The 20,855-nt window shown below is 68.8% G+C and carries 19 protein-coding genes; 4 read left to right on the top strand and 15 right to left on the bottom strand.

All coding sequences use genetic code 11. The annotated features are described in order from the left end of the window. Positions 1-9: 9 nt before the first annotated feature. The 4 genes from DID99_RS11640 to DID99_RS11655 all read right to left on the bottom strand — a co-directional run bounded on the left by DID99_RS11640 (position 10) and on the right by DID99_RS11655 (position 4,470). Positions 10-870: a class I SAM-dependent methyltransferase gene (locus DID99_RS11640; RefSeq protein WP_124666734.1), complete on the bottom strand. Its 861-nt coding sequence runs from the start codon at positions 868-870 to the stop codon at positions 10-12. 94 nt (positions 871-964) lie between these two features. After that, positions 965-1,798 carry an arylamine N-acetyltransferase gene (locus DID99_RS11645; protein WP_124488167.1) on the bottom strand — a complete coding sequence of 278 codons (834 nt, stop codon included), beginning with the start codon at positions 1,796-1,798 and terminating at the stop codon, positions 965-967. Between the two features lie 117 nt (positions 1,799-1,915). Beyond that, entirely contained in the window at positions 1,916-2,608 is a 693-nt protein-coding gene (locus DID99_RS11650) for a hypothetical protein (protein ID WP_124666735.1), read from the bottom strand. Between the two features lie 377 nt (positions 2,609-2,985). Continuing rightward, positions 2,986-4,470 carry an amidase gene (locus DID99_RS11655; RefSeq protein ID WP_124666736.1) on the bottom strand — a complete coding sequence of 495 codons (1,485 nt, stop codon included), beginning with the start codon at positions 4,468-4,470 and terminating at the stop codon, positions 2,986-2,988. Between the two features lie 382 nt (positions 4,471-4,852). Between DID99_RS11655 and DID99_RS11660 the strand changes: the two genes are divergently transcribed. The 4 genes from DID99_RS11660 to DID99_RS11675 all read left to right on the top strand — a co-directional run bounded on the left by DID99_RS11660 (position 4,853) and on the right by DID99_RS11675 (position 9,106). Beyond that, positions 4,853-5,287 carry a universal stress protein gene (locus DID99_RS11660; RefSeq protein WP_124666737.1) on the top strand — a complete coding sequence of 145 codons (435 nt, stop codon included), beginning with the start codon at positions 4,853-4,855 and terminating at the stop codon, positions 5,285-5,287. Between the two features lie 483 nt (positions 5,288-5,770). Next, positions 5,771-6,019, top strand: coding sequence for an adhesin (locus DID99_RS11665; protein ID WP_124520772.1), 249 nt, complete (start codon positions 5,771-5,773; stop codon positions 6,017-6,019). A gap of 460 nt (positions 6,020-6,479) precedes the next feature. Continuing rightward, positions 6,480-7,766 carry an Nramp family divalent metal transporter gene (locus DID99_RS11670; protein ID WP_124646340.1) on the top strand — a complete coding sequence of 429 codons (1,287 nt, stop codon included), beginning with the start codon at positions 6,480-6,482 and terminating at the stop codon, positions 7,764-7,766. 104 nt (positions 7,767-7,870) lie between these two features. Then, positions 7,871-9,106: a DUF2252 family protein gene (locus DID99_RS11675; RefSeq protein ID WP_124666738.1), complete on the top strand. Its 1,236-nt coding sequence runs from the start codon at positions 7,871-7,873 to the stop codon at positions 9,104-9,106. Between the two features lie 65 nt (positions 9,107-9,171). On the opposite strand, the gene DID99_RS11680 is transcribed toward DID99_RS11675, so the two are convergent. The 11 genes from DID99_RS11680 to DID99_RS11730 all read right to left on the bottom strand — a co-directional run bounded on the left by DID99_RS11680 (position 9,172) and on the right by DID99_RS11730 (position 20,845). Continuing rightward, a complete protein-coding gene (locus tag DID99_RS11680; protein ID WP_124666739.1) occupies positions 9,172-9,573 on the bottom strand; it encodes a PPC domain-containing DNA-binding protein in 402 nt (133 codons plus the stop codon). 160 nt (positions 9,574-9,733) lie between these two features. Continuing rightward, positions 9,734-10,285: a GNAT family N-acetyltransferase gene (locus DID99_RS11685; protein ID WP_124666740.1), complete on the bottom strand. Its 552-nt coding sequence runs from the start codon at positions 10,283-10,285 to the stop codon at positions 9,734-9,736. 165 nt (positions 10,286-10,450) lie between these two features. Further along, positions 10,451-11,851, bottom strand: a complete 1,401-nt coding sequence (locus DID99_RS11690) for an MFS transporter (protein WP_044843182.1) — start codon at positions 11,849-11,851, stop codon at positions 10,451-10,453. Positions 11,852-11,889: 38 nt separating this feature from the next. Beyond that, positions 11,890-13,134: an NAD(P)/FAD-dependent oxidoreductase gene (locus tag DID99_RS11695; RefSeq protein WP_044843181.1), complete on the bottom strand. Its 1,245-nt coding sequence runs from the start codon at positions 13,132-13,134 to the stop codon at positions 11,890-11,892. Beyond that, positions 13,131-14,093 (bottom strand): VOC family protein, encoded by a 963-nt coding sequence (locus tag DID99_RS11700; RefSeq protein WP_124666741.1) that lies wholly within the window; start codon positions 14,091-14,093, stop codon positions 13,131-13,133. The genes DID99_RS11695 and DID99_RS11700 overlap by 4 nt, the downstream gene beginning before the upstream one ends. A gap of 18 nt (positions 14,094-14,111) precedes the next feature. Beyond that, a complete protein-coding gene (locus tag DID99_RS11705) occupies positions 14,112-15,602 on the bottom strand; it encodes an aldehyde dehydrogenase (protein WP_124488176.1) in 1,491 nt (496 codons plus the stop codon). A gap of 111 nt (positions 15,603-15,713) precedes the next feature. After that, positions 15,714-16,541, bottom strand: a complete 828-nt coding sequence (locus tag DID99_RS11710; RefSeq protein ID WP_044843178.1) for an aspartate dehydrogenase — start codon at positions 16,539-16,541, stop codon at positions 15,714-15,716. Beyond that, positions 16,534-18,204, bottom strand: a complete 1,671-nt coding sequence (locus DID99_RS11715) for a thiamine pyrophosphate-binding protein (RefSeq protein WP_124666742.1) — start codon at positions 18,202-18,204, stop codon at positions 16,534-16,536. The genes DID99_RS11710 and DID99_RS11715 overlap by 8 nt, the downstream gene beginning before the upstream one ends. Beyond that, complete coding sequence (locus DID99_RS11720) at positions 18,197-18,994, bottom strand: SDR family oxidoreductase (RefSeq protein ID WP_124488178.1); 798 nt, start codon at positions 18,992-18,994, stop codon at positions 18,197-18,199. Before DID99_RS11720 ends, DID99_RS11715 begins: the two co-directional genes overlap by 8 nt. Next, positions 18,991-19,848 carry an IclR family transcriptional regulator gene (locus tag DID99_RS11725; RefSeq protein ID WP_124488179.1) on the bottom strand — a complete coding sequence of 286 codons (858 nt, stop codon included), beginning with the start codon at positions 19,846-19,848 and terminating at the stop codon, positions 18,991-18,993. The genes DID99_RS11720 and DID99_RS11725 overlap by 4 nt, the downstream gene beginning before the upstream one ends. Positions 19,849-19,948: 100 nt before the next feature. Further along, positions 19,949-20,845 carry an alpha/beta fold hydrolase gene (locus DID99_RS11730; protein WP_124646344.1) on the bottom strand — a complete coding sequence of 299 codons (897 nt, stop codon included), beginning with the start codon at positions 20,843-20,845 and terminating at the stop codon, positions 19,949-19,951. Positions 20,846-20,855 lie beyond the last annotated feature (10 nt).

The raw sequence follows: 20,855 nt of genomic DNA on the forward strand, positions 1-20,855 counted from the left end.
GTCGCGACGTCACACCGTCGCGACCAGCAGCTCTTCCGCGTTGTCCGGCGGGCGCAGGCCGTCGGTCCGATCGGCGAAGTAGCGGCGCGCGAGATCCGCGGCCGACACATGCTCGGCCCGCGCGAAGCCGGCCCCGGTCGCGAGCGCACGAATCTCCGCCGGCATGAAGAAGCTGATGAACGGCGTGCCGCTCGCGCGCGCGCCCTTCGCGGCCATTTCGAGCCCCGGGCGCACGTCCGGATCGGCATGCTCGAGCGGCAGCAGGAACGTCATCGCGAACGTCGAGCCCGGCGCGAGCGACGCGACTTCGCGCAGCGCCGCCGCGTTCGCGTCGCGCGTCAGGTACATGCTGACGCCGGTGGACACGACGACCGCCGGCTTGCCTGCATCGAAGCCCGCGCGCACGAGCGCGTCGCGCCACGACTGCTTCGCTTCGAAATCGACCGGCACGAACCGCAGCCAGTCCGGCACGCCGAAGCCGAGCTCGGTCAGCCGGCGGCGCTTCCACGCCTGCGGCGCGGGCGGATCGACCTCGAAGACGGTCAGGCGCGACGCCATCTCGGGCCGGCGCTGCGCGAAGCTGTCGAGGCCCGCGCCGAGGATCACGTACTGGCTCACGCCCCGCGCGGCCTGCTCGACGACGAGATCCTCGATGAAGCGCGCCCGCGCGACGATCGACGCGCGAAACGGCCGCGTGAACTGCGGATCCATGTCGCCGCGCTGCTGCCAGCCGGGCGCCGGCGCGAGCAGGCGCAGTCCGATTTCGTCCACGAGCACGTGCGGCGGCGCATCGAGCTCGACGTGCAGCGCGCGCCACAGCGCGACGCGCGCGGCGGTGCTGTCAGGGGCGTCCGGATGAAGGTCGGTCATCGTCTCGTCCTCATGCGCGCGGCTGGTGCGGCGCCCGCAGGCGCCACGCACGGCCGTCGGGATTGCGTACGCTCATGTCGCGGCCCGCGACGCATTACATCGTGTTCGCCCGCGCCGCCACCCGCGCGAACAACGCGTCGAGGTCGAAGCCGGTCGTATCGATGCCGATCGTGTCGCGCAGGCACGCGCCCCACGCGGCCGCGTCGTCGAACGTGACGGTGCGCCCCGCGCCCGCCGCGTCGCGCAGCGTCAGCACGGTGTTGAACAGCGCCGCGCGGCCGTCCGGCAGCACGCGGCAGGCGATCAGGTCGTTGACGAAGATCGACTCGGGATAGGTCGACGTGAACCAGTTCGCGGCGTCGTAATCGATCCACTCGGCCGGCTTCAGCGAAAAGCGGTAGGTCGTCTGCCAGCCGTCGGGGATCTGGAACTGCATGTCGAATTCGCCGTCGACCGGCGCGTCGACGACGCGAAACGCCCCATGCGGCGTCAGCTGCCGCTCGCCCGGCACGAAGCGCAGCGGCGCGGTGAGCGTCGCGCTGCCGAAGCCGATGTCGGCGAGCCACGCCGCGCCGTCGAGATCGATGCGCAGCAGCATGTGGGTCTGCGCGGTGACGAGCTCGGGCGGCCGCATCCAGCGCACGCGCGCGATCAGCGGCGTCACGCGAAAGCCGATCGTCGTGAGCGCGGTGTAGAAGAGCTTGTTGAGTTCGAAGCAGTAGCCGCCGCGGCGGCGCCCGACCACCTTGTCGACGATCGCGGGCAGGTCGAGCGCGACGCGCGCGCCGGTCAGCGGATTGAGGTTTTCGAACGGAATGGCCTGCGGCTGCAGCAGGTGCAGCCGTCGCAGCACGTCGAGCGTCGGCTCGGCCGGGCCGTCGTAGCCGATGCGGGCGAAGTAGCGCGAGAGGTCGAACGAGTCAGTCATGAACCGGCACCGGAAACGGGGAACACGCCACGATAGCATCGAGCGATATCCCCATGTTGCGCGGGGCCATCCCGGATCGCCGCTCGCGCGGCCGGCGCCGCAGCGGGTGCGGCCGCGTTACGGCAGCAGCTTCAGCGCGGACGACGCGACCGACGGCACCGCAATGCCCTGGCTCGTCGCGAACTGCACGGCCTGGCTGAGCGTCGACGCGAGCGACTGCAACTGGCCCGGCGCGCTTTGCGCGATATACGACGCGGCCTGCATGTTCTGCGGATTCAGGCCCGACTGCAGCAGCGATGCCGCGCTGGTCGAACCGAGATTACCGAGCCCCGACTGCAGCTGCGAGTACTGCGTCAGACCCTGGCCGAGCGATGCCAGACCGTTGCTGAACGCCTGCTTGTCGATCGGGCCGTGCGACGCCCCGCCGCTCGCGAACGCCTGGCCGAGCGCCTGCGACACCGACTGCTGCGCGCCGCCCATCTGCGACAGCGCGGCCGGCGTCAGCGCATTGCCGCCGCCGAGCAGGCCGGCGGCCTGCTGCGCCTGACCGGCCGCGCCGGTGAGCCCCATCGCCGACGCGAGCGACGACTGCCCGACCAGCACCTGCTGGTTCGCGCCGACGTACGCCTGCATCAACTGCGCGACGCCGCCCTGCGCGGGTGCGGCCTGCTGTTGCCCGCCGCCGAGCAGCGCCGAGCCGATCGACTGGAGGTCGAGTTGTGCACGGGCGGTGCCGTTCACGCCGAGCATGATGCCGAAGGCGATGCCCGCCGATGCCAGGTGCTTGCCCGTCGCGCGAATGTGCTTCATGTGTTTCCCTCGTGCCCGAATATGTTTGAGGCCGATATTGTCGAAGCGCGCCGCGCGCCGCCGCAACGACTGAAACACATCGATACGAAATCGCCCGGCACGACCGTCGCCCGGCGCGCGGATTCATCCGGATTTGCCGCGCGATATAGGGCTGGCGCCGCGATTCGTTCCTGCATCGCGGCAATCCCGGCGACGCCCGGTATGCGCCGGCGCTGCGCCGGTGTCGGCCGGCGCTGTTGTGCGACAGCGTGATGCCCGGCGCACCAATGGCAGGATTAGCCAGCGCGTTTCGAGGTGTGGAAACGAACCGGGCGGCACGCGGCCGCCCGGTTCGTCACTTGCGTTCGGCGTGTGTCACGGGCCCGCCGGCCGTCGCATTACGCAGCCATCCAGCCCGGCAGCCGCCGGCCGACCCAGTCGGCCGCCTGCTCGTAGCCGCGCGCGAGCTGCAGCACGGCGAGATCCGCGCGCGGCCGGCCGATCAGCTGCATCCCCATCGGCAACCCCGCATCGTTGAAGCCCACCGGCACGCTGATCACCGGGCAGCCGGCCAGCGTCCACGGCACGACCGTTTCCATCCAGCGGTGGTAGGTATCCATCGCGCGGCCCGCGATTTCCTTCGGCCAGCGCTGCTCGACGTCGAACGGGAACACCTGCGCGGTCGGCGCGGCGATGAAGTCGTAGCGATCGAAGAAGCCCAGCACGGCCTGGTGCCACGCGGTGCGCTCGACGCTCGCGTCGAACACCTCGGCCCCCTGCATCGCGAGCAGCCCTTCGACCTCGTAGATCGCCTCGGGCTTCAGCAGCGCACGCCGTGCCGGGTCGCGATAGTGCGCGAGCAGCCCGCCGCCGGACAGCAGGTGCCGATGCGCGAGCCACAGCCGCCAGATGCGCTCCGGTGCGAACGCCGGCAGCGCGGCATCGACGTCGCAGCCGATCTCGCGCAGCGTCGCTAGGCCCTGTTCGCACTGCGCGAGCACGCCCGGCTCGGTCGCGAGATAGCCGTTCCAGTCGCCGACCCACGCGATGCGCTTGCCGCGCAGGTCCGTGTCGAGCGGCTTCGCGAACACGGCCGGATCTTCCGCGAGCGACAGCGGATCGTTCGGGTCGTAGCCGGCCTGGATCGCGAGCAGCTGCGCGACGTCGCCGACCGTGCGGCCCATCGGCCCCTCGATGCCGAGCTGCTGCATGAACACGTCGACGCCTGGCCAGCGCGGCACGCGGCCCTGCGACGGACGCAAGCCGTAGATGTTGCAGAACGCGGCCGGATTGCGCAGCGAGCCACCGAAGTCGCTGCCGTCCGCGACCGGCAGCATGCGCGCGGCCAGCGCCGCCGCCGTGCCGCCGCTGCTGCCGCCCGCGCTCTTCGTCAGGTCGTACGGATTGCGCGTCGCGCCGTGGATTTCGTTGAACGTATGCGAGCCGAGGCCGAACTCCGGCGTGTTGGTCTTGCCGATGAAGATCGCGCCCGCCGCGCGCATCCGGCCGACGCCGACCGAATCGGCCTGCGGCACGTGATCGCGGAAGATCGGCGAGCCGTAGGTCGTGCGCAGCCCTTTCGTCATCGCGAGATCCTTCGGCGCCTGCGGCATTCCGTGCAGCCAGCCGTGGTACTCGCCGCGGGCGAGTGCCGCGTCCTTTTCCGCCGCTTCGGCGAGCAGCGTGGCGCGATCGCGCAGCGAAATCAACGCGTTCACCGCGCCGTTCACGCGCTCGATGTGATCGAGATACGCACGCATCGTCTCGACGCACGAGACCGCCTTGCCGCGGATCGCCGACGCGAGTTCGCCGGCCGACAGGCGCACGATCGGGTCGACGGTGATGGAAGCGGGTGCGAGAAGCTGCGGGGCGCCATGCGGCATGCGAGGTCTCCTGGAATCGGAATGGAATGGCGGGCCGCAGCGTGGCGGCGGTCCGTCCCGAACGGCCTGGACAGCCCGGGAGAAGGCCGCGCCGCGGCCGATGCACTACTCTACGCGAGGCCGGATCGCCGACCTCCGATATTTTCCGCCGCGATTCATTGAGGATCCGACTAAATCGGCGTGGTGCGCCACTCGACGGCCCGCCCCGGGCCACCGCGCGGCCGGTCAGTGAAAACGTTTATGCGCATAAACTTAAATTTCTTATATTTCTAATAGGCGCGCCGGACGTTGACGACATTTTTACGCGGCCGCCCGATCTCTTTAGGTCGGGCGATCCGGCGCCGCGCTACGCTGCAAACATCTCGATTCCGGAGCATCTCCCATGCTCAAACTGCTGGTTCCGGTCGGCCATTCGCCGCGTTCGCTGCAGGCGGTCCGCCATGCGACCTTCCTGTATCGCGAACGCTGCGCGTCGGAAATCGTGCTGATCAACGTCCAGCCGCCGCTCGAAGCGACGCGGCTCGAGGCATTTCACTCGCTGTCGCGACTGCGCTCGATCGAGGACCAGTTCGCGTGCGACGATCTGGCGACGGCCGAGCGGGTGCTGCGGGAAGCCGGCGTCCGATACAGCGTCGTGAAGAAGGTCGGGCCGGTGGCCGACACGATCGCGGCCGTTGCGGCCGAGACGGGCTGCGACGAAATCGTCGTGGTCGCGCCGCGGCACGATCCGTTTCATCAGATGCTGTCGATGTTCGGTCGCAGCGTGATGGGCCGCCTCGTGCGGATTTCGAACGTGCCGGTGACGGCGGTCAGATGAGCGGCACGCGGTGCGGCGCTCGCCGCTTACTTGATGACCTTGCGCCAGAACACGAGATAGGTCGCGGCTGACGATGCAACCAGCAGAATCGCCCACATCGGCGCGAGACTGATCAGGACGGACGATACGTTAAGCATTTGGATTCCTCACTAATTCGATAGCGATGTTCAATACGTACCCGCTGCGTTCGGAGCCGCGGCGCCCATCGCCTGCCGCGCATCGCGTTCCGTTGAAACATGCATTCATGCTATCGCTCTGACCGCCGGCACGACCGTCTCGCCCTGCCCGCCGTCTGACATTCGTCAAGCTCGCGTCAATCGCGCGGCGGCGCGTGCGGCCAACGTGCCTTTTCGTCGTCCGCACGGTAAAAACGGGACGCGATCAGCCGGGCTCATCGTCATTTCTGCAGACGTTTACCGGGGGAAGCCCCAAGTGCTTCGAGAATCGTCTCCGCGTTACGCTTGAGCGACGAGGAGACGAACCATGAGACGAGTCGTACACATCGCTTTTTTCGCGCTGCTGGTCTATCTGATCGGCGATCGCGCACTGCTGCACGCGCAAGGCCGCGATGCCAGCCCGACCGCCTGCTCGCAGGGCGCCGAGCAGGTGAAATACGCCGCGCTCGGCAAGGGCTTCGGCAGCGCGGCGGCCGACAGCCAGAGCGAAGCGTTCATGTCGAGCTGCCTCGTGTCCGGGCGCGGTAATCAGGACGTCGCGGTGGCGGCCCGTTGAGGCCGACCGGGCGCCGCGCCGGTCGCATGCGTGTCGCGGCGCCTGGGCGCCAACTGTGATCCGTGGCGCCTTCCGAGGTTCTTTCGCTTGCCACCGGCGGCATTGGCTCGCCGGTAGCGGCAGTACGAATACGCCAACCATCCGAAGATCGCGGCGACCGATGAGCGTTCGCCGCGACACGTCACGCACGTCGCAGCGATAGCGACTTGCGCGAATCGCTCGGCACCGTCCATCGCTTCTCCTACCGGGTTCCCCCGTCACGAGCACGCGAGCACGTCGTGCGCTCCCTTTCGTACCGCCGCTTCCCGCCCGTTAGCCGAGCCGGTTTTCCATCGCGTCAAGTTGCGTTCGGTTGCACCGCGTCTGGCGGCCGCATCCCGTAACCCGCCCGCCCCAGCCGCCCCTTCCTCCTGGGCATGCCAATTGCGACTCGATTGCCCCCTCCCCACGAGTCGCGATCATGAACGACAACGAGCCCCTCGATTCCGCGGAGCAGCGTCCGCGTGCCGCAACGTGGCTCCGCCGCCTCGGGCCGGGCCTCGTCACCGGTGCCGCGGACGACGATCCGTCCGGCATCGGCACGTACTCGCAGGCGGGCGCGCAGTTCGGCTTCGAATTGCTGTGGGCGCTCTTGCTGACGTATCCGCTGATGACGGCGATCCAGCTGGTCAGCGCGCGCATCGGCCGCGTGACGGGCAAGGGCCTCGCGTCGAACATGCGCACGCACTATCCGCCGTGGCTGCTCTACGTCACCGTCGTGCTGCTGATCGTCGCGAACGTGATCAACATCGCGGCCGACCTGTCGGCGATGGGCGCAGCGGTCAAGCTCCTGCTGCACGGCCCGCAAGAACTCTACGTCGTGTGCCTCGGCGGCGCATCGGCCCTGCTGCAGATCCTCGTGCCGTACGACCGCTACGCGCGCCTGCTCAAATGGACCGCGCTGGTCCTGCTCGCCTACGTCGCCGTGGCGCTCATCGTGCCCGTCCCGTGGGGCGAGGTCGGCCGTGCGCTCGTGTTGCCGCGCGTCCAGCTGTCCGCCGCCTACCTGACCACGGTCATCGCCGTGCTCGGCACCACGATCAGCCCGTACCTGTTCTTCTGGCAGGCATCGCAGGAAGTCGAGGAACTGCGCGCGGTGCCGAACCAGCAGTCGTTGCGGCACGCGCCTCACCAGGCCCCCGCGCAGTTGCGCCGGATCAACTTCGATACGTGGGTCGGGATGGGCGTGTCGAACGTCATCGCGTTCTTCATCACGCTGACGGCCGCGGCCACGCTGAACCTGCACCACATCGACGTGAAGACGTCGGCGGATGCCGCGCGGGCGCTCGAGCCGATCGGCGGGCACTTCGCGTACGTGCTGTTCGCGCTCGGAATCATCGGCACCGGCTTGCTGGCGCTGCCGGTCCTCGCGGGGTCAGCCGCCTATGCGGCCGCGGGCACTTTCCGCTGGCGCAGCAGCCTCGCGCTGCAATTCGGCGTCGCGCGCGAATTCTATGCGGTCATCGCACTGGCGATCATCGGCGGCGTCGCGATCACGTTCATGCATTTCGACCCGATCCGCGCGCTCTACTGGAGTGCGGTCATCAACGGCGTGACCGCCGTGCCGATCATGGTCGTGATGATGCTGATGGCCCATAGCACGCGCATCATGGGCAAGTTCGCGATCACCGGCCTGCTGGCCTGGGGCGGCTGGCTCGCGACGTTCGCGATGGCGGTCGCGGCGTTGGGCGTGTTCGTGCCGGGCTGAGCAGGTGGAGCCGCGCCGGCCGGCGCGGCACCGGATACACCGGCGTCACGCGAGCCGGCACACGCACCGGCAACGCATGCCGCGGAACAGAAGGAGAACGCATCGTGGCGAAGAAAGCACCGGGATCGGCACGGCTGCCGTCCAGCGACCAGCGCGCGCAGATTCTCGCGCGCCTGCGCAGCGGCAAGATGGCGCGCTCGATACACACGTATACGCGCGGCAGCGCCGAGCGCTTCTACGCATGGCTCGCGGACCATCGCTCCGGCACCCTGCCCGACGGCCCCGCGGTGTGGATCGGCGGCGACTGCCATCTCGGCAATCTGGGGCCCGTCGCGGCGAAGACGGGCGAGGTTGCCGTGCAGATCCGCGATCTCGACCAGAGCGTGATCGGCAATCCCGTACACGACCTGCTGCGTCTCGGCTTCTCGCTCGCGACCGCGGCGCGCAGCTCCGATCTGCCCGGGATCATCACGTGGCGGATGGTCGAAGCGCTCATCGCCGGATACGAGCAGGCGTTCGACAGCCGGCACCGCGCCGAGACCAGTCACCTGCAACGCCCAACCGCGATCAAGATCGCGATGAAGGCGGCGCTGCACCGATCGTGGCGCAAGCTCGACCGGCAGACGATCCAGAACGTGACGCCGCGCATTCCGCTCGGCAAACGCTTCTGGCCGCTGTCCGAGCGCGAGCGGAGCGCCATCCACGCGCTGTTCGAATCCACCCCGGATTCGCCGATCGGCGCGGCGCTCAGCCGCGCGCCACACCGCGACGCGAGGATGAAGGTGCTCGACGCCGCCTTCTGGGTAAAGGGATGCAGCTCGCTCGGACGGCGCCGCTTCGCGGTCATGCTCGATATCGACGACGCGTGTTCCGACGGCCATCCGCCGTATCTGATCGACATCAAGGAGGCCGCGGCGGCGAAGGCCCCGAAGGATCCCGGCGTGCGCATGCCACGCGATCCCGCGCAACGGGTGCTCGAAGGCGCGCGGCACGTATCGCCGATGCTGGGCAGCCGGATGTGCGCGGCACGCCTCGACGGATGTCCCGTCGTCATACGCGAATTGATGCCGCAGGATCTGAAACTGGACGCGGAACGGATGTCGGAGGCCGATGCGGTCAAAGTCGCGCGCTATCTGGCGCTGGTGATCGGCAACGCGCATGCCGCGCAGATGGACCACGCGACGCAACGCGCGTGGTGCGGCGAGTTGCGGCGCCAGCACCCGAAGACGGCCGACGCGCCGTCATGGCTGTGGCGAAGCATCATCGAACTGATGGCCGCGCACGAAGAGGCGTATCTCGAACATTGCCGGCGCCATGTGGTCGGCAAGACGGTCCGTTGACATCGCCGCCGGTCGTGCGTCGTTGCGATGGACGCACGATCGTGAACGGCTCGGCCCGCGCGATCTCAGTCTTTCGCCGGACGAACCACCAGCTCGTTGAACCCGGTGAGCGCATCGTGCTCGCGGGAAAAACGATGCGCGGCCAACGATACGAGCAGGATCTCGGCGGTCGTGCGCACCACGCAGCCGCTCGCGACGTGGCCGCCCGAGACGCGGCCATGCGCGTCGGACACCGCCATGTGCAGGTGCGCGCCGTCCGGCGAGACCGAGCCGGCAAGCGTCAGGATCTCGAGATCGCCGCGCAGCTCGGTCGGCGCAGCGACGCCGGCATAGCGCAGCTGCGCGACGTTCAGGCTGCCGATGCCCTGGATCACGAATGCTGCATGCGCGTCGAGTCGACGCAGCGCCTGCTCGATCGACGCGCGCAGATCGTCGCCGGGGGAAAGACGCAGAGGATGGGCTTGCATGGGCGGTAACCTGCTGATGGAGTCGGGGGTAGGCAAAGCGTACGTTCGACACGGCAATCCGGCAAGCCGCCAGCCGGATCGGCCGCCGCGCCTGCGTCGCGACTACGGGAACGATGCCGATGCGTCATTCGTTCGCACCGGACACGCCGCATCACCCGCATCACCCGCGACGATCGCGCGCGAGCAACCCGTACAGCGCGCTGTCCGACACCTCGTCGCCGACGATCCAGCGTTCGCGCAGCACGCCTTCCCTGACGAACCCAAGCCGTTCGAGCAGCGCGGCGGATGCGACGTTGCGCGGATCGATGTCGGCCTCGATGCGGTTCAGGCGCAGCGTGCCGAACGCGTGGTCGATGACCGCCGACGCGGCCTCGCGCATATAGCCGCCGCGCCAGTAGCGGCGCCGCAGGCTGAAACCGATTTCCGCGCGCCGGCATTGCTCGTGCGCATGAAACAGCACGCATTCGCCGAGCACGTCGCCGGTGTCCCGGGCTTCGAGCACGCAGACGAGATCCTGGCCGCTGGCGGTCGTTGCGAGGTTGCGCGCGACGCGCTCGGCGGCCTGCCGCCAATCCGTGAGCGGCGCGAACGACGCATAGCGCATCGCCTGCGCATCGGACCAGAGGTCGAAGAACGCGTGAGCGTCCGTGTCGCGAAGCGGACGCAGGACGAGTCGGGACGTATGCAGCGTGACGGGTTCGAACAAGGGCATCGCGGCGGCCGGGGAAAAAACGCAAGCATGAATTAGAACACGCTATCCGGAGGCCGGCCATCGCGTGCGTTCGCGCTGTCCGGCACGCACGATCCGCTGCCCGAAACGAAAAAAGCCCGGACACATCGTCCGGGCCTTCCACATCGCCTTTGCCACGCGCCGCGCTTATGCCTCGAGCGCTTCGAGCACCTTCCCCTTCGTCTCGATCCCGACGAAATGAACGGTCACGGCGGCGATCAGCGGCACGATGCCGATCAGGTAGAACGCCGGCGCGAGATTGCCGCCGATGATCGCGTGCGGCACGATCATCGGCGCCGCGAACGACGCGATCTTCAGCCACGCGCTGCCGAGCCCGCAGCCCGACGCGCGGATGCTCGTCGGATACTGTTCCGGCGTATAGACGTACGCGGTGATGAAGCCCGATGCCATCAGCCCCAGCGACAGCGAGCAAAAGGTCGCGACGACGTACACCGACGACGCGTGGTAGATGCCCGCGAACGCCAGCGACAGCGCGCACAGCACGAACGACCACACGATCACCGGCTTGCGGCCGAGCTTGTCGACCAGCAGCGCGGACGCGAGCGAACCGAGCACGCCCATCACCGAGCCGATCACCGCGAGATTCAGCGCGAGCTGCAGCGGCGCGTGATAGAAGTTCTTGTAGATCGTCGGCAGCCACGTGGACAGCCCGTACTGGATGAACCCGCAGGTCGCCCACAGCGTCGCCACCGCGAGCGTGCGCTTGCGATACGCGGCACTGAACAGGTCGCTCATCCGGCGCTTCGGGTGCTGGCGCACCATCTCGTCGTACGCGGCCACCTGCGTGACCGGCGGCAGTTCGCCGCGCACCGACGCTTCGAACACGCCGACCGCGCGCCCGGCTTCCGGGAGCCGCCCGCGCGACGCGAGCCAGCGCGGCGATTCCGGCACCAGACGCGTGAGCACCAGCGCGAGAATCAGCGGCAGCCCGCCGACGAAATACATGATCTCCCAGCCGAACCGCGGCACGAGCCACGCGCCGAGCGCCATCGATACCAGCAGGCCGATCGGGAACACGATTTCGTACAGCAGCACGAAGCGGCCGCGGCCGTGCGCGCGCGTGATTTCGTTGATGTACGTGGCCGCGACCGGCAGCTCGCCGCCGAGGCCGAGCCCCTGCAGGATCCGCAGCAGCACGAACACCTCGAACGTCGGCGCGAAGCCGCACGCGATGCTGGTGATGCCGATCACCGCGGAACTCCACGCGATCGCCTTCACGCGGCCATGCTTCTCCGCGAGCGCGGGAAACAGGAATGCGCCGATCAGCTGGCCGATCGCGCCGGACGCGATCAGCATGCCGATCTGCGTCGGCGACAGCCCCCACTTGTGAATCAGCAGCGGCAGCGTCGCCGCGATCGTGATCACGTCGAAGCCGTCGAAGAACGTCGCGGTGCCGATCAGCACGCGCGCGCGGATCTGCATCGCGTTGGCCGGAAGCCGCTCGAGCCGCGCGATGATCGCGCCGGGCGTGGAGGCGGCAGCTTCCATCGTGGCCCTGCCGGCCACGACGTTGTCGAAAGTGCTCATGCGGGGTGTCTCCTGGGTCTTTGTACCGGTTTCGCCGGTCAGGCAAGCGCTTGGGTCGTGTCCGCCAGGGCTTCCGTGTTCACTGCCCGGCCCTGGTTCATCCACTTGCGTGCGAGCTTGAGCTCGCGCGCGTTGTTGATGGCGATGACACCTCTCACATGTCCGTCGCCCACGAAAAACAGCGTCGCACGTCGCGCGGCGAGATCGCCGCGCACGACGAGCTGCGCATCGGCCGGCAGATCGCCGAGGATCTGCAGGTTCACGTCGTATTGATCGGACCAGAACCACGGAATCTCGGCGTACGGCGCGCGCACGCCGAGCACGGCCTTCGCGGCCGCGATCGCCTGGTTCTGCGCGTTCGCCCACGATTCGAGCCGCACGCGCCGCTTCAGCCAGCCGTTGTGATGGTTCGCGACGTCGCCGCACGCGAAGATCGCCGGATCGCTGGTCGCGCCGAATTCGTCGACCACGATGCCGTCGTCGACTGCGAGGCCCGCGTCGCTCGCGAGTGTCGCATTCAGCGCAAGGCCGATGCCGGCCACCGCGAAATCGGCGTCGATCGTCGTGCCGTCCGCAAGCGTCGCGCGCACCTTCGATGCGTCGTCCGGCTGCGCGTCGAGCGATGCGAGCGCCGCGCCGAGGCGCACGTCGACACCGTTCGCGCGATGCAGGTCGAGCAGGAAGTCCGACACGACCTGCGGCACCGAGCGGCCGCACAGCCGCGGCGCGCCTTCGACGACCACCGCTTCGACGCCGAGCTTGCGCGCGGTCGCCGCGACCTCCAGGCCGATCCAGCCGCCGCCGATCACGAGCACACGCCGGCTCGCGCGCAGCTTCTCGCCGAGCGCGGCCGCTTCGTCGAGCGTACGCAGGTAATGCAGGTTCGGGGTCCTGACGATCGAGTCAGGCAAGCGACGCGACGTGCCGCCGGTCGCGATCACGAGGCGGTCGTATTCGACTTCGAGACCGCTTTCGATTTTCACCACGCGGCGCGCACGGTCGATCGACACCGCGCGTTCCGGCTGCCATGCCTCGACGTTCAGCGCGGCGAATTCGTCCGGGCGCACGACGCGCACGGTCTCGATGTCCGCGTCACCGGCCAGCACGGCCTTCGACAGCGGCGGACGCTCGTACGGCAGGTGCGGCTCGTCGGCGATCATCACGAGACGGCCCGCGAAGCCCTCCGCGCGCAGCGTCTTCAGCACCCAGCCGGCGGCCTGGCCGCCGCCGATCACGACGACCGTGCGAGGCGCGGCCGGTTCCTGCGAGTTCGTTGCGCTCATGATTTGCGCTCCGTCATGAACTTGCCTTCCGGCGCCTTCGCATTCTTCTGCCGGCGCGTGTTGCCGTCGAGGCCGCCGTCGACGGCCCATTCGGCGAACACGGTCGGGCCCGGTTCGAATTCGCGCGGCTGCCATTCGGGCGTCAGCACGTCTTCGTCCGCGTAGTACTCGATCAGCGCGCCGGCCGGGTTCTGGAAGTACCAGAAATACGCGGACGACACCGGATGACGCCCCGGGCCGAGCTGCGTTTCCCAGCCGCAGCGGTCGATGTGCATGCCGCCGCCGAACACTTCGTGGATGTCGCGCACGGTGAACGCGACGTGGTTCAGGCCGCGCTTGCCATTGGGCAACGCGAGCAGGAACAGGTCGTGGTGGCCGCCGTGCGGCGCGCAGCGCATGAACGCGCCGCGGCCCGGATAGCGGTCCGACGTCTCGAAGCCGAGCAGCTCGTGATAGAACTTCTCCTGCGCGTCGAGGCAGTTCGTGAAGAACACGACGTGGCCGACCTCGACCGGCTCGGCGCGCGCATAGATCGGGCTCGGCTGGTCGACCCGAGCCGTCCGGCCCCACACGTTCGACGGCGAGCCGGTGATGTCGAGTGCGCGCTTGCGCGTCACCTCGATGCGGATCGCCATCCCGTTCGGATCGATGCAGCCGACCGCATCGTCCTGCGTGTAATAGCCGGGCTGGCCGGCCAGCTTCGTGCGCAGTGCGTCGACTTCCTGCTGCGTCGCGACGCCCCACGTGACTTCGCGCAGCGTCGGGCCCGCTTCGAACGCGGGCGGCAGCGACGGATCGTCGGCCTTCACGACCAGCACGGTGCAGCCGTTCAGCGTTTCGAAACGTGCGCGCGTGTCGTCGTGCGCGACTTCCTTCAGGCCCCAGTCGGCAAAGAAGCGCCGGCACGTCGCGAGGTCGTCGACACCGTACGTGATCTGCTCGATACCCAAGATGCTCATTGCGTCATTCCCCTTCGCTCAGTTCGCCCACGGCAGCGGCGCGTCGTTCAAGCCCCAGTAGAGGCTCTTCTGCTGCATGTACTCGCGGATGCCGAGACGGCCCTTCTCGCGGCCCATCCCGCTCTCCTTCCAGCCCGAGAACGGCGTGGAGATCGAAAACAGCTTGTACGTGTTGATCCAGACGGTGCCCGTCTCCAGCGCCCGCGCGATGCGCCATGCGCGCTTGTAGTCGCGGGTCCAGATGCCGGCGGCGAGGCCGAACACGCTGTCGTTCGCCTGCGCGATCAGCGACGCTTCGTCGTCGAACGGCATCGCGACCAGCACCGGCCCGAAGATTTCCTCCTGGCAGATGCGCGCGCTGTTCGGCAAGCCTTCGAGAATCGTCGGCTGGTAGAAGAAGCCGTCCTCGCGCCCGTCGCCCGACGGCCGTTCGCCGCCGCACAGCAGGCGGCCGCCTTCCTCCAGCCCGAGCGCGACGTAGCGTTCCACCGATTCACGATGCTTCGCGGTGATCAGCGGGCCCATCTGCGTGTCGGGCCGCGTCGGGTCGCCCACGCGCAGCTTGCGTGCGCCCGCGACCAGGCGCTTCATGAACTCGTCGTATACCGAGCGCTGCACGAACAGCCGCGAACCCGCGATGCACGCTTCGCCCGACGAGCTGAAGATGCCGTACAGCACGCCGTTCACCGCGTGATCGAGATCCGCGTCGTCGCATACGATCGTCGGCGACTTGCCGCCGAGTTCGAGCGATACGGGCATCAGCTTTTCCGCCGCGATGCGCGCGATGCCGCGGCCCACTTCGGTGCCGCCGGTAAACGACACCTTCTTCACGAGCGGATGGCGCACCAGCACGTCGCCGATCACCGAGCCCTTGCCCGGCAGCACACTCAGCACGCCCTTCGGCACGCCGGCTTCCTCGCAGATGCGGGCCAGCGCGAGCGACACGAGCGGCGTCACCTCGGCCGGCTTGAGCACCACCGCGTTGCCGCCGGCGAGCGCGGGCGCGAGCTTCTGTGCGTCGGACGCGATCGGCGAATTCCACGGCGTGATCGCCGCGATCACGCCGATCGGCTCGTGCACGCTCATCGTCAGGTAGTCGCCGCGCGACGGCGTCAGTTCTTCGTCGAGCGTTTCCAGGCACGCCGCGAAATAGCGGAACGTGTTGGCCGCACTCGCCACCAGCACGCGCGTCTCACCGATCGGCTTGCCGTTGTCGCGGCGCTGCAGGTTCGCGAGCGCCTCGTGACGCTGCATGATCAGGTCGGCGATCCGGTACAGCACCAGCGCGCGCTGGTGCGGCTTGAGGCCGGCCCAGTCGGCGCGCCGCCACGCGGCGTCGGCGGCCACGACGGCGTCGGCCGCGTCTTCCGCGTTCGCCGTCGAGACTTCCATGTTCAGCGACTGGTCGGCCGGATAGATGCTCGCGTAAGGCGCGCCGCGGCCGCGCCGCCACTCGCCGCCGATCAGGATATCGCCGTTGGGTACGAGGCTCGTATCGAATGGAGTCATGTCACAAGTCCCACAAATCTGTCTCTGCGCAGCCGCCCGCGCCGTGGCGCCGGCGGCCGTTCAATGGCCCGAATGGCCGCGTCGGCCTGGTTGTCCGGGTTGTCTGCCTGCTCAGATCACGCAGCGGGCCGCGCGGTTGCGCAGCGCGCGGATCGCGCTGTACGCGGTCAACGCGGACGTCTTCGGGTTGTCGGGCAACGGCTTGCCGCTCATTTCGAGCGACATCTCGCCGAACGCGCCGCGCGCGGTGATGCGGTGCACGTTGCGTTCGACCGCCGGATCGGCGATCAGGCGCACGTGCGTCGCGTCGAGGCCGAGGCCCGCGAGCGCGACCGTCGCCGCGACGTTCGCGTTCTTCGGATACAGGCGCGCGGCGTCGCGCGCACTGCCTTCGAAGATCACCTTTTCCCCGGTCATCGCACGCAAGTCGCAGAGCTCCTCGGCGGGCGTGCCGAGCCAGCCGAGCGGCGGCTTGCGGCCAACGTACAGCACTTCGTCGAGGCCGCCCTGCTTCGCGGACGCCAGCGCGTCGATCCCGCCGATCGCGCCGGACAGCAGCGTCACCGTCGTGCCGCCCTCGTCGGCCGCCTGCGACAGCACGTCGAGCAGCGCGAGGTCGGACAGCGCGCCGATCGAGGCGACCGCGCAGTCGGTGCCGGCCTTCAGCAACGGCACGACGTGATCGACGAGCGCGCTGTGACCCGCGCATTCGAGCGCGAACTCGGGGCGACGAGCCAGCGCGTCGACCGACGACACGACCTCCACCGCACCGCCGAGCTCGCGCTGCACCGCGTCGCGCTGATGCTCGGGCACGATCACGTGCGCGACGCGCAACGACGCATCGTGCTCGACCGCGTGATACACGGCGGCACCGATCGCGCCGAAGCCGATCATCGCGACGTCGACGGGCGCATGCCCGTGTCGCTGGCCGTTATGCATACTGGCGCTCCGACGGCGTCTCTTCCTTCTTCACCGGCGGGCCCGCGAACTGCGATGCGAACGAGCCGACCGACAGCATGTCGACTTCGACCATCACCGGCCCTTCCTTCGCGATCCCTTCGCGCACGATCGCTTCCGCCTGGTCGAGCGACGTGATCCGGTAGTGCGTGAGGCCGAAGCTCGCGCAGAACTGCGCGAAATCCGGCTGGTGCAGCTGCACGAAGCAGCGGCGGCCGCCGTAGTGCGCGTCCTGGATGTTGCGGATCACGCCGTAGCACTGGTCGTTCATCAGCACGATCATCACGTTCGCGTTTTCCTGCACGGCCGTCACGAGCTCGCCGACGTTGACCATCAGGCCGCCGTCGCCGACCAGGCAGACCGTCTTCGCCGCCGAGCCGGCCAGCGCCGCGCCGATGCCCATCTGGATGCCCTGGCCGATGCCGCCGCCGAGCGCATGCACGCCCGCGCGCGGTTCGAAGATCTTCAGCAGGCGGTTGCCCCACGTGCTGTTCGAGATCGTCACGTCGCGCACCCAGTTGTAGTCGCGGCCCACCGCGCCCTGCAGCGTATCGACCAGCTGCTTGTACGGCCCGAGGCCTTCCGCCACGCTCGCGACGGCCGCTTCGCGCGCCGCCGCGAGATCGCCCGCGAACTGCGGATCGACCGACAGGCGGCCTTCGAGGCGGTCGGCCAGCTCGGCCAGCACGCGCTTCGAATCGCCGTGCACGAACAGCTCGTTGCGATAGCCGCGGTTGTCGGCGAGTGCATCGGCGTCGACGCGGAACAGCGGCTGCGGCAGCGCGAGCTTGTACTTCAGCGTCTCGTTGCCGCGCAGGCGCGAGCCGACCACGACGAGCGCGTCGCAGGTCTTGTAGAACGCTTCGACCGCCGAATGCACGTTGAACGCGCCGAGCGTCGCCGGGTGATCCTCGGGCAGCACGCCGCGGCCCTGCACGCTCGTCACGACGCCGAAGCCGAGCTTCACCAGGCGTTCGACTTCCGCACGCGCATGACGCGCGCCGCCGCCGAGCCACAGCAGCGGACGGCGCTTGGCCGCCAGCGCGTCGGCGAGCTTCGCGACGCGTGCGTCATCGTGCTCGCGCACCGCGACGTGCGCCGGCGCGAGATCTTCCGGCCATTCGATTTCAGCGGCCTGGATGTCGATCGGGATCTCGACCGACACGGGGCCCGTCGGCGCCGTCTGCGCGATGCGCACGGCTTCGCGGATCGTCGGCAGCACGGTCTCGACCGTGCGCACGCGGAACGCGGCCTTCGAGATCGCATCGAGCATCGTGAGCTGGTCCGGCGCTTCGTGGATGTACGCCAGATCCTGGTCGAGGTACGGCGTCTCGATCTGCCCCGTGATGTGCAGCAGTGCCGTGCCGGCCGTCAGTGCCTCGACCATCGCGCCGGCCGCGTTGCCCGCCGCCGTGCCGGTGCTCGTGAACGCGACACCGAGGCCGCCCGACACGCGGGCCAGCCCGTCGGCCATGTTCACCGCGCCCGCTTCACCGCGCGCGCCGACATACCGGATGTTGCCGCGCGAGTTGATCGCGTCGAGGATCGGCATGTTGTGGATCGAGATGACACCGAATGCGGTTTTGACGTCGCACTGCTCGAGAAAGGCGGCAATCAGCTCGCCAACCGTGGTTTTTTTAGACATGGCGTGCAAAGCCTCCAGAAACGTCGATATGGCTGCCCGTCGTGTAGGACGACAGATGCGTTGCGAGATAAAAAAGTGCCCAGGCTGCCTCGTCGGGCTTGCCGAAGCGGTTCAGCGGAATGTTCTTCTTGCGGGCGAGCGCGCCCGTCCAGTCCTCCCAGCTTTCGCCGGCCGGCGCCTGCGCTTCGTAGCGGCGGCGCCACTGCCCCGACTCGACGATGCCGATCAGGATCGAGTTCACGCGGATGCGCTGCGGCGCGAGTTCGGTCGCGAGCGACTTCACGAGGCTCAGCACGCCCGCCCGCGCCGACGACGTCGCGACCATGTGCGGCTCCGGCTGCAGCGCGAGCAGCGAATTCACGCAGGTGATCGTCGGCGCGGCCGCATCGCGCAACAGCGGCAGGAACGCGCGCGTCGGACGGATGATGCTGAAGTACTTCAGTTCGAGCTCTTCGCGCCACGCGTCGTCGGTCGTGTCGGCGAAAGTCGACACGCGGCCCTGGCCTGCGTTGTTGACGAGCATGTCGGCGCGGCCGAAGCGGTCGGACACCGCCTGCGCGAACGCGGCCACGTCGGCTTCGTCGAGCACGTTGCAGCGCACCGCGAGCAGCGGCGCGCCCGGATATTTCTCGCCGAGCATCGCCTCGGCGCGCGCGAGACGCTCGCCGTCGCGGCCGCAAATCGCGACCGATGCGCCGGCCTGCAGGAACCGTTCGGCAGTCGCGAGGCCGATGCCGGACGAACCGCCCGTCACCACCGCCACCTGCCCGGTCAGATCGATCTGAATCATCGCAGTCCTAAAGCCTTGAGAAACGTGTGCTCGTCATCCGAGCGGTAATTGAGCCGCCGCGACAGTTCCGCCGCCGCGCGCTGCACCTTGTCGATCAGGCCGTCGGCGATCAGCGCCGCGTCGATCTCCGGCCGCGGCACCGTCACCGTGATGCATGCGACGATCCTCTGCGTGTCGTTGCGCACCGGCGCCGTGACCACCGAGATGCCGCGCTCGAACGATGAATTGCTGACGCCGTAGCCGCGCAGCGCATCTTCCCGGATCACTTCGTAGAGCGCGTCGACCGTTTCCGGCGTCGCGCTCGTCATCCGGTTCAGCGTGCCTTCCGGATACAGCGCACGCAACTCCTTCAGCGACAGGTCGCCCATCAGCACGTGGCCGTGGGTCGTCGCATGCGCGGGCAGCCGCGTGCCGACGTTCACGCGAATCGAGCTGAACACCGGCGACTGGCTCTGCGCCTTCGCGACGAACACCACGTCGCGGCCGTCGCGGATCACGATGTGCGTCGTGAAGCCGGTCGCATCGCGCAGGCTCTCGATCACCGGCAGGCCGAGATCGGTCAGCTCGAGCGAGCTCAGGTATTCGAAGCCGAGCCGCAGCACGGCGATGCCGAGCTTGTAGTTGCGATCCTTGTCCGCACGCTCGAGAAAGCCGAGCGATTCGAGCGTCTGCAGCAGACGGAACACCGTCGTGCGCGGAATGCCGAGGCGCTTGGACAGTTCCGGCGCGCCGAGCACCGGCTCGCGCGGCGAGAATTCGGCGAGGATCCGCAAACCGCGTTCGAGGCCCGGCACCACGTAGTTGGCCTCGGACTTCGCGGTATCCGCATCCTGTTGTTGCAACGGTTCGCTCATGATGCCTCCGGTCGGGCCGCCCCAGGGGCACGTTGAAATGCATGTCGGGATCGGGCGGGCTGCGCGCCCCCAAGCGAACGAATGTGAGCGTGGAGGTAGTTCATTCCAGCCCCCGTTGACGGTCGCATTGACGGCAGAACGTATCGATCAGCGACGAATACACGGCCGGCGCTTCCACGTAGCCCGCATGACCGGCCTGCGGAATCACCTGCAGCCCGACGTGCGCGGCAGCGGCGATCCGCTCGCAGGCAGCCGGCGGCGTGATCGCGTCGTTCGCGCCGACCGCCACCGCCGTGCGGCCGCGAAAGCCGGCGAGATCGGACGCGAGATCGGCGTTCGCGAGCAGATGCGTGGCCTGCGCGTAGCCGGCCGGCACGATGCGCGCCATGTTCCAGCGTACCCATGCACGCGCATCCTCGCTCGCGAAACCCGACAGCATGTTGCCGCTGCGCTGTTCGGCGAGTCCGGCCGGGCCGAGTTCGTCGAGCATCGCGAGGCGTGCATCGCGGCGCGTGTCGCGCGTTTCCGCGGGCGCGCTGCCGTAGCCGCCCGCGGGCGAGATCAGCAGCAGGCCGGCGATCCGCGCGGGCATCACGCGGGCCAACCCGCCCGCGACGATCGCGCCGAGCGAATGCCCGACCAGCACGCAGCGTTCGATGCCGAGTGCCTCGAGCCACGCGTTCAGCGACGCCGCGTAATCGGCGGCCGCCGGCGACGCGCCGTGCACGGGTGTCGACACGCCGTAGCCGGGCGCATCCCAAGCGAGCACGCGGCGCGACGAGCCGAGCGAGTCGAGCTGGCACACCCACGATGCGGCGCCCGAGCCGATCCCGTGCAGCAGCACGACGGGCAGCGCGCGGCCCGCATGCTGCGCGCCGGCCTCGCGATAACCGATCGTGCCCGCCGCGCCGGCCGCGCAGCGCTGTTCGGGAAACTGCCCGAGCAGCGCGGCGAACGCCGCGGTGCGGTCGCGTTCACGTTTGTCGATGACACGCATTGCTTGCTCC

Source organism: Burkholderia sp. Bp8986 (genome assembly GCF_003854225.1).
GTDB lineage: Bacteria > Pseudomonadota > Gammaproteobacteria > Burkholderiales > Burkholderiaceae > Burkholderia.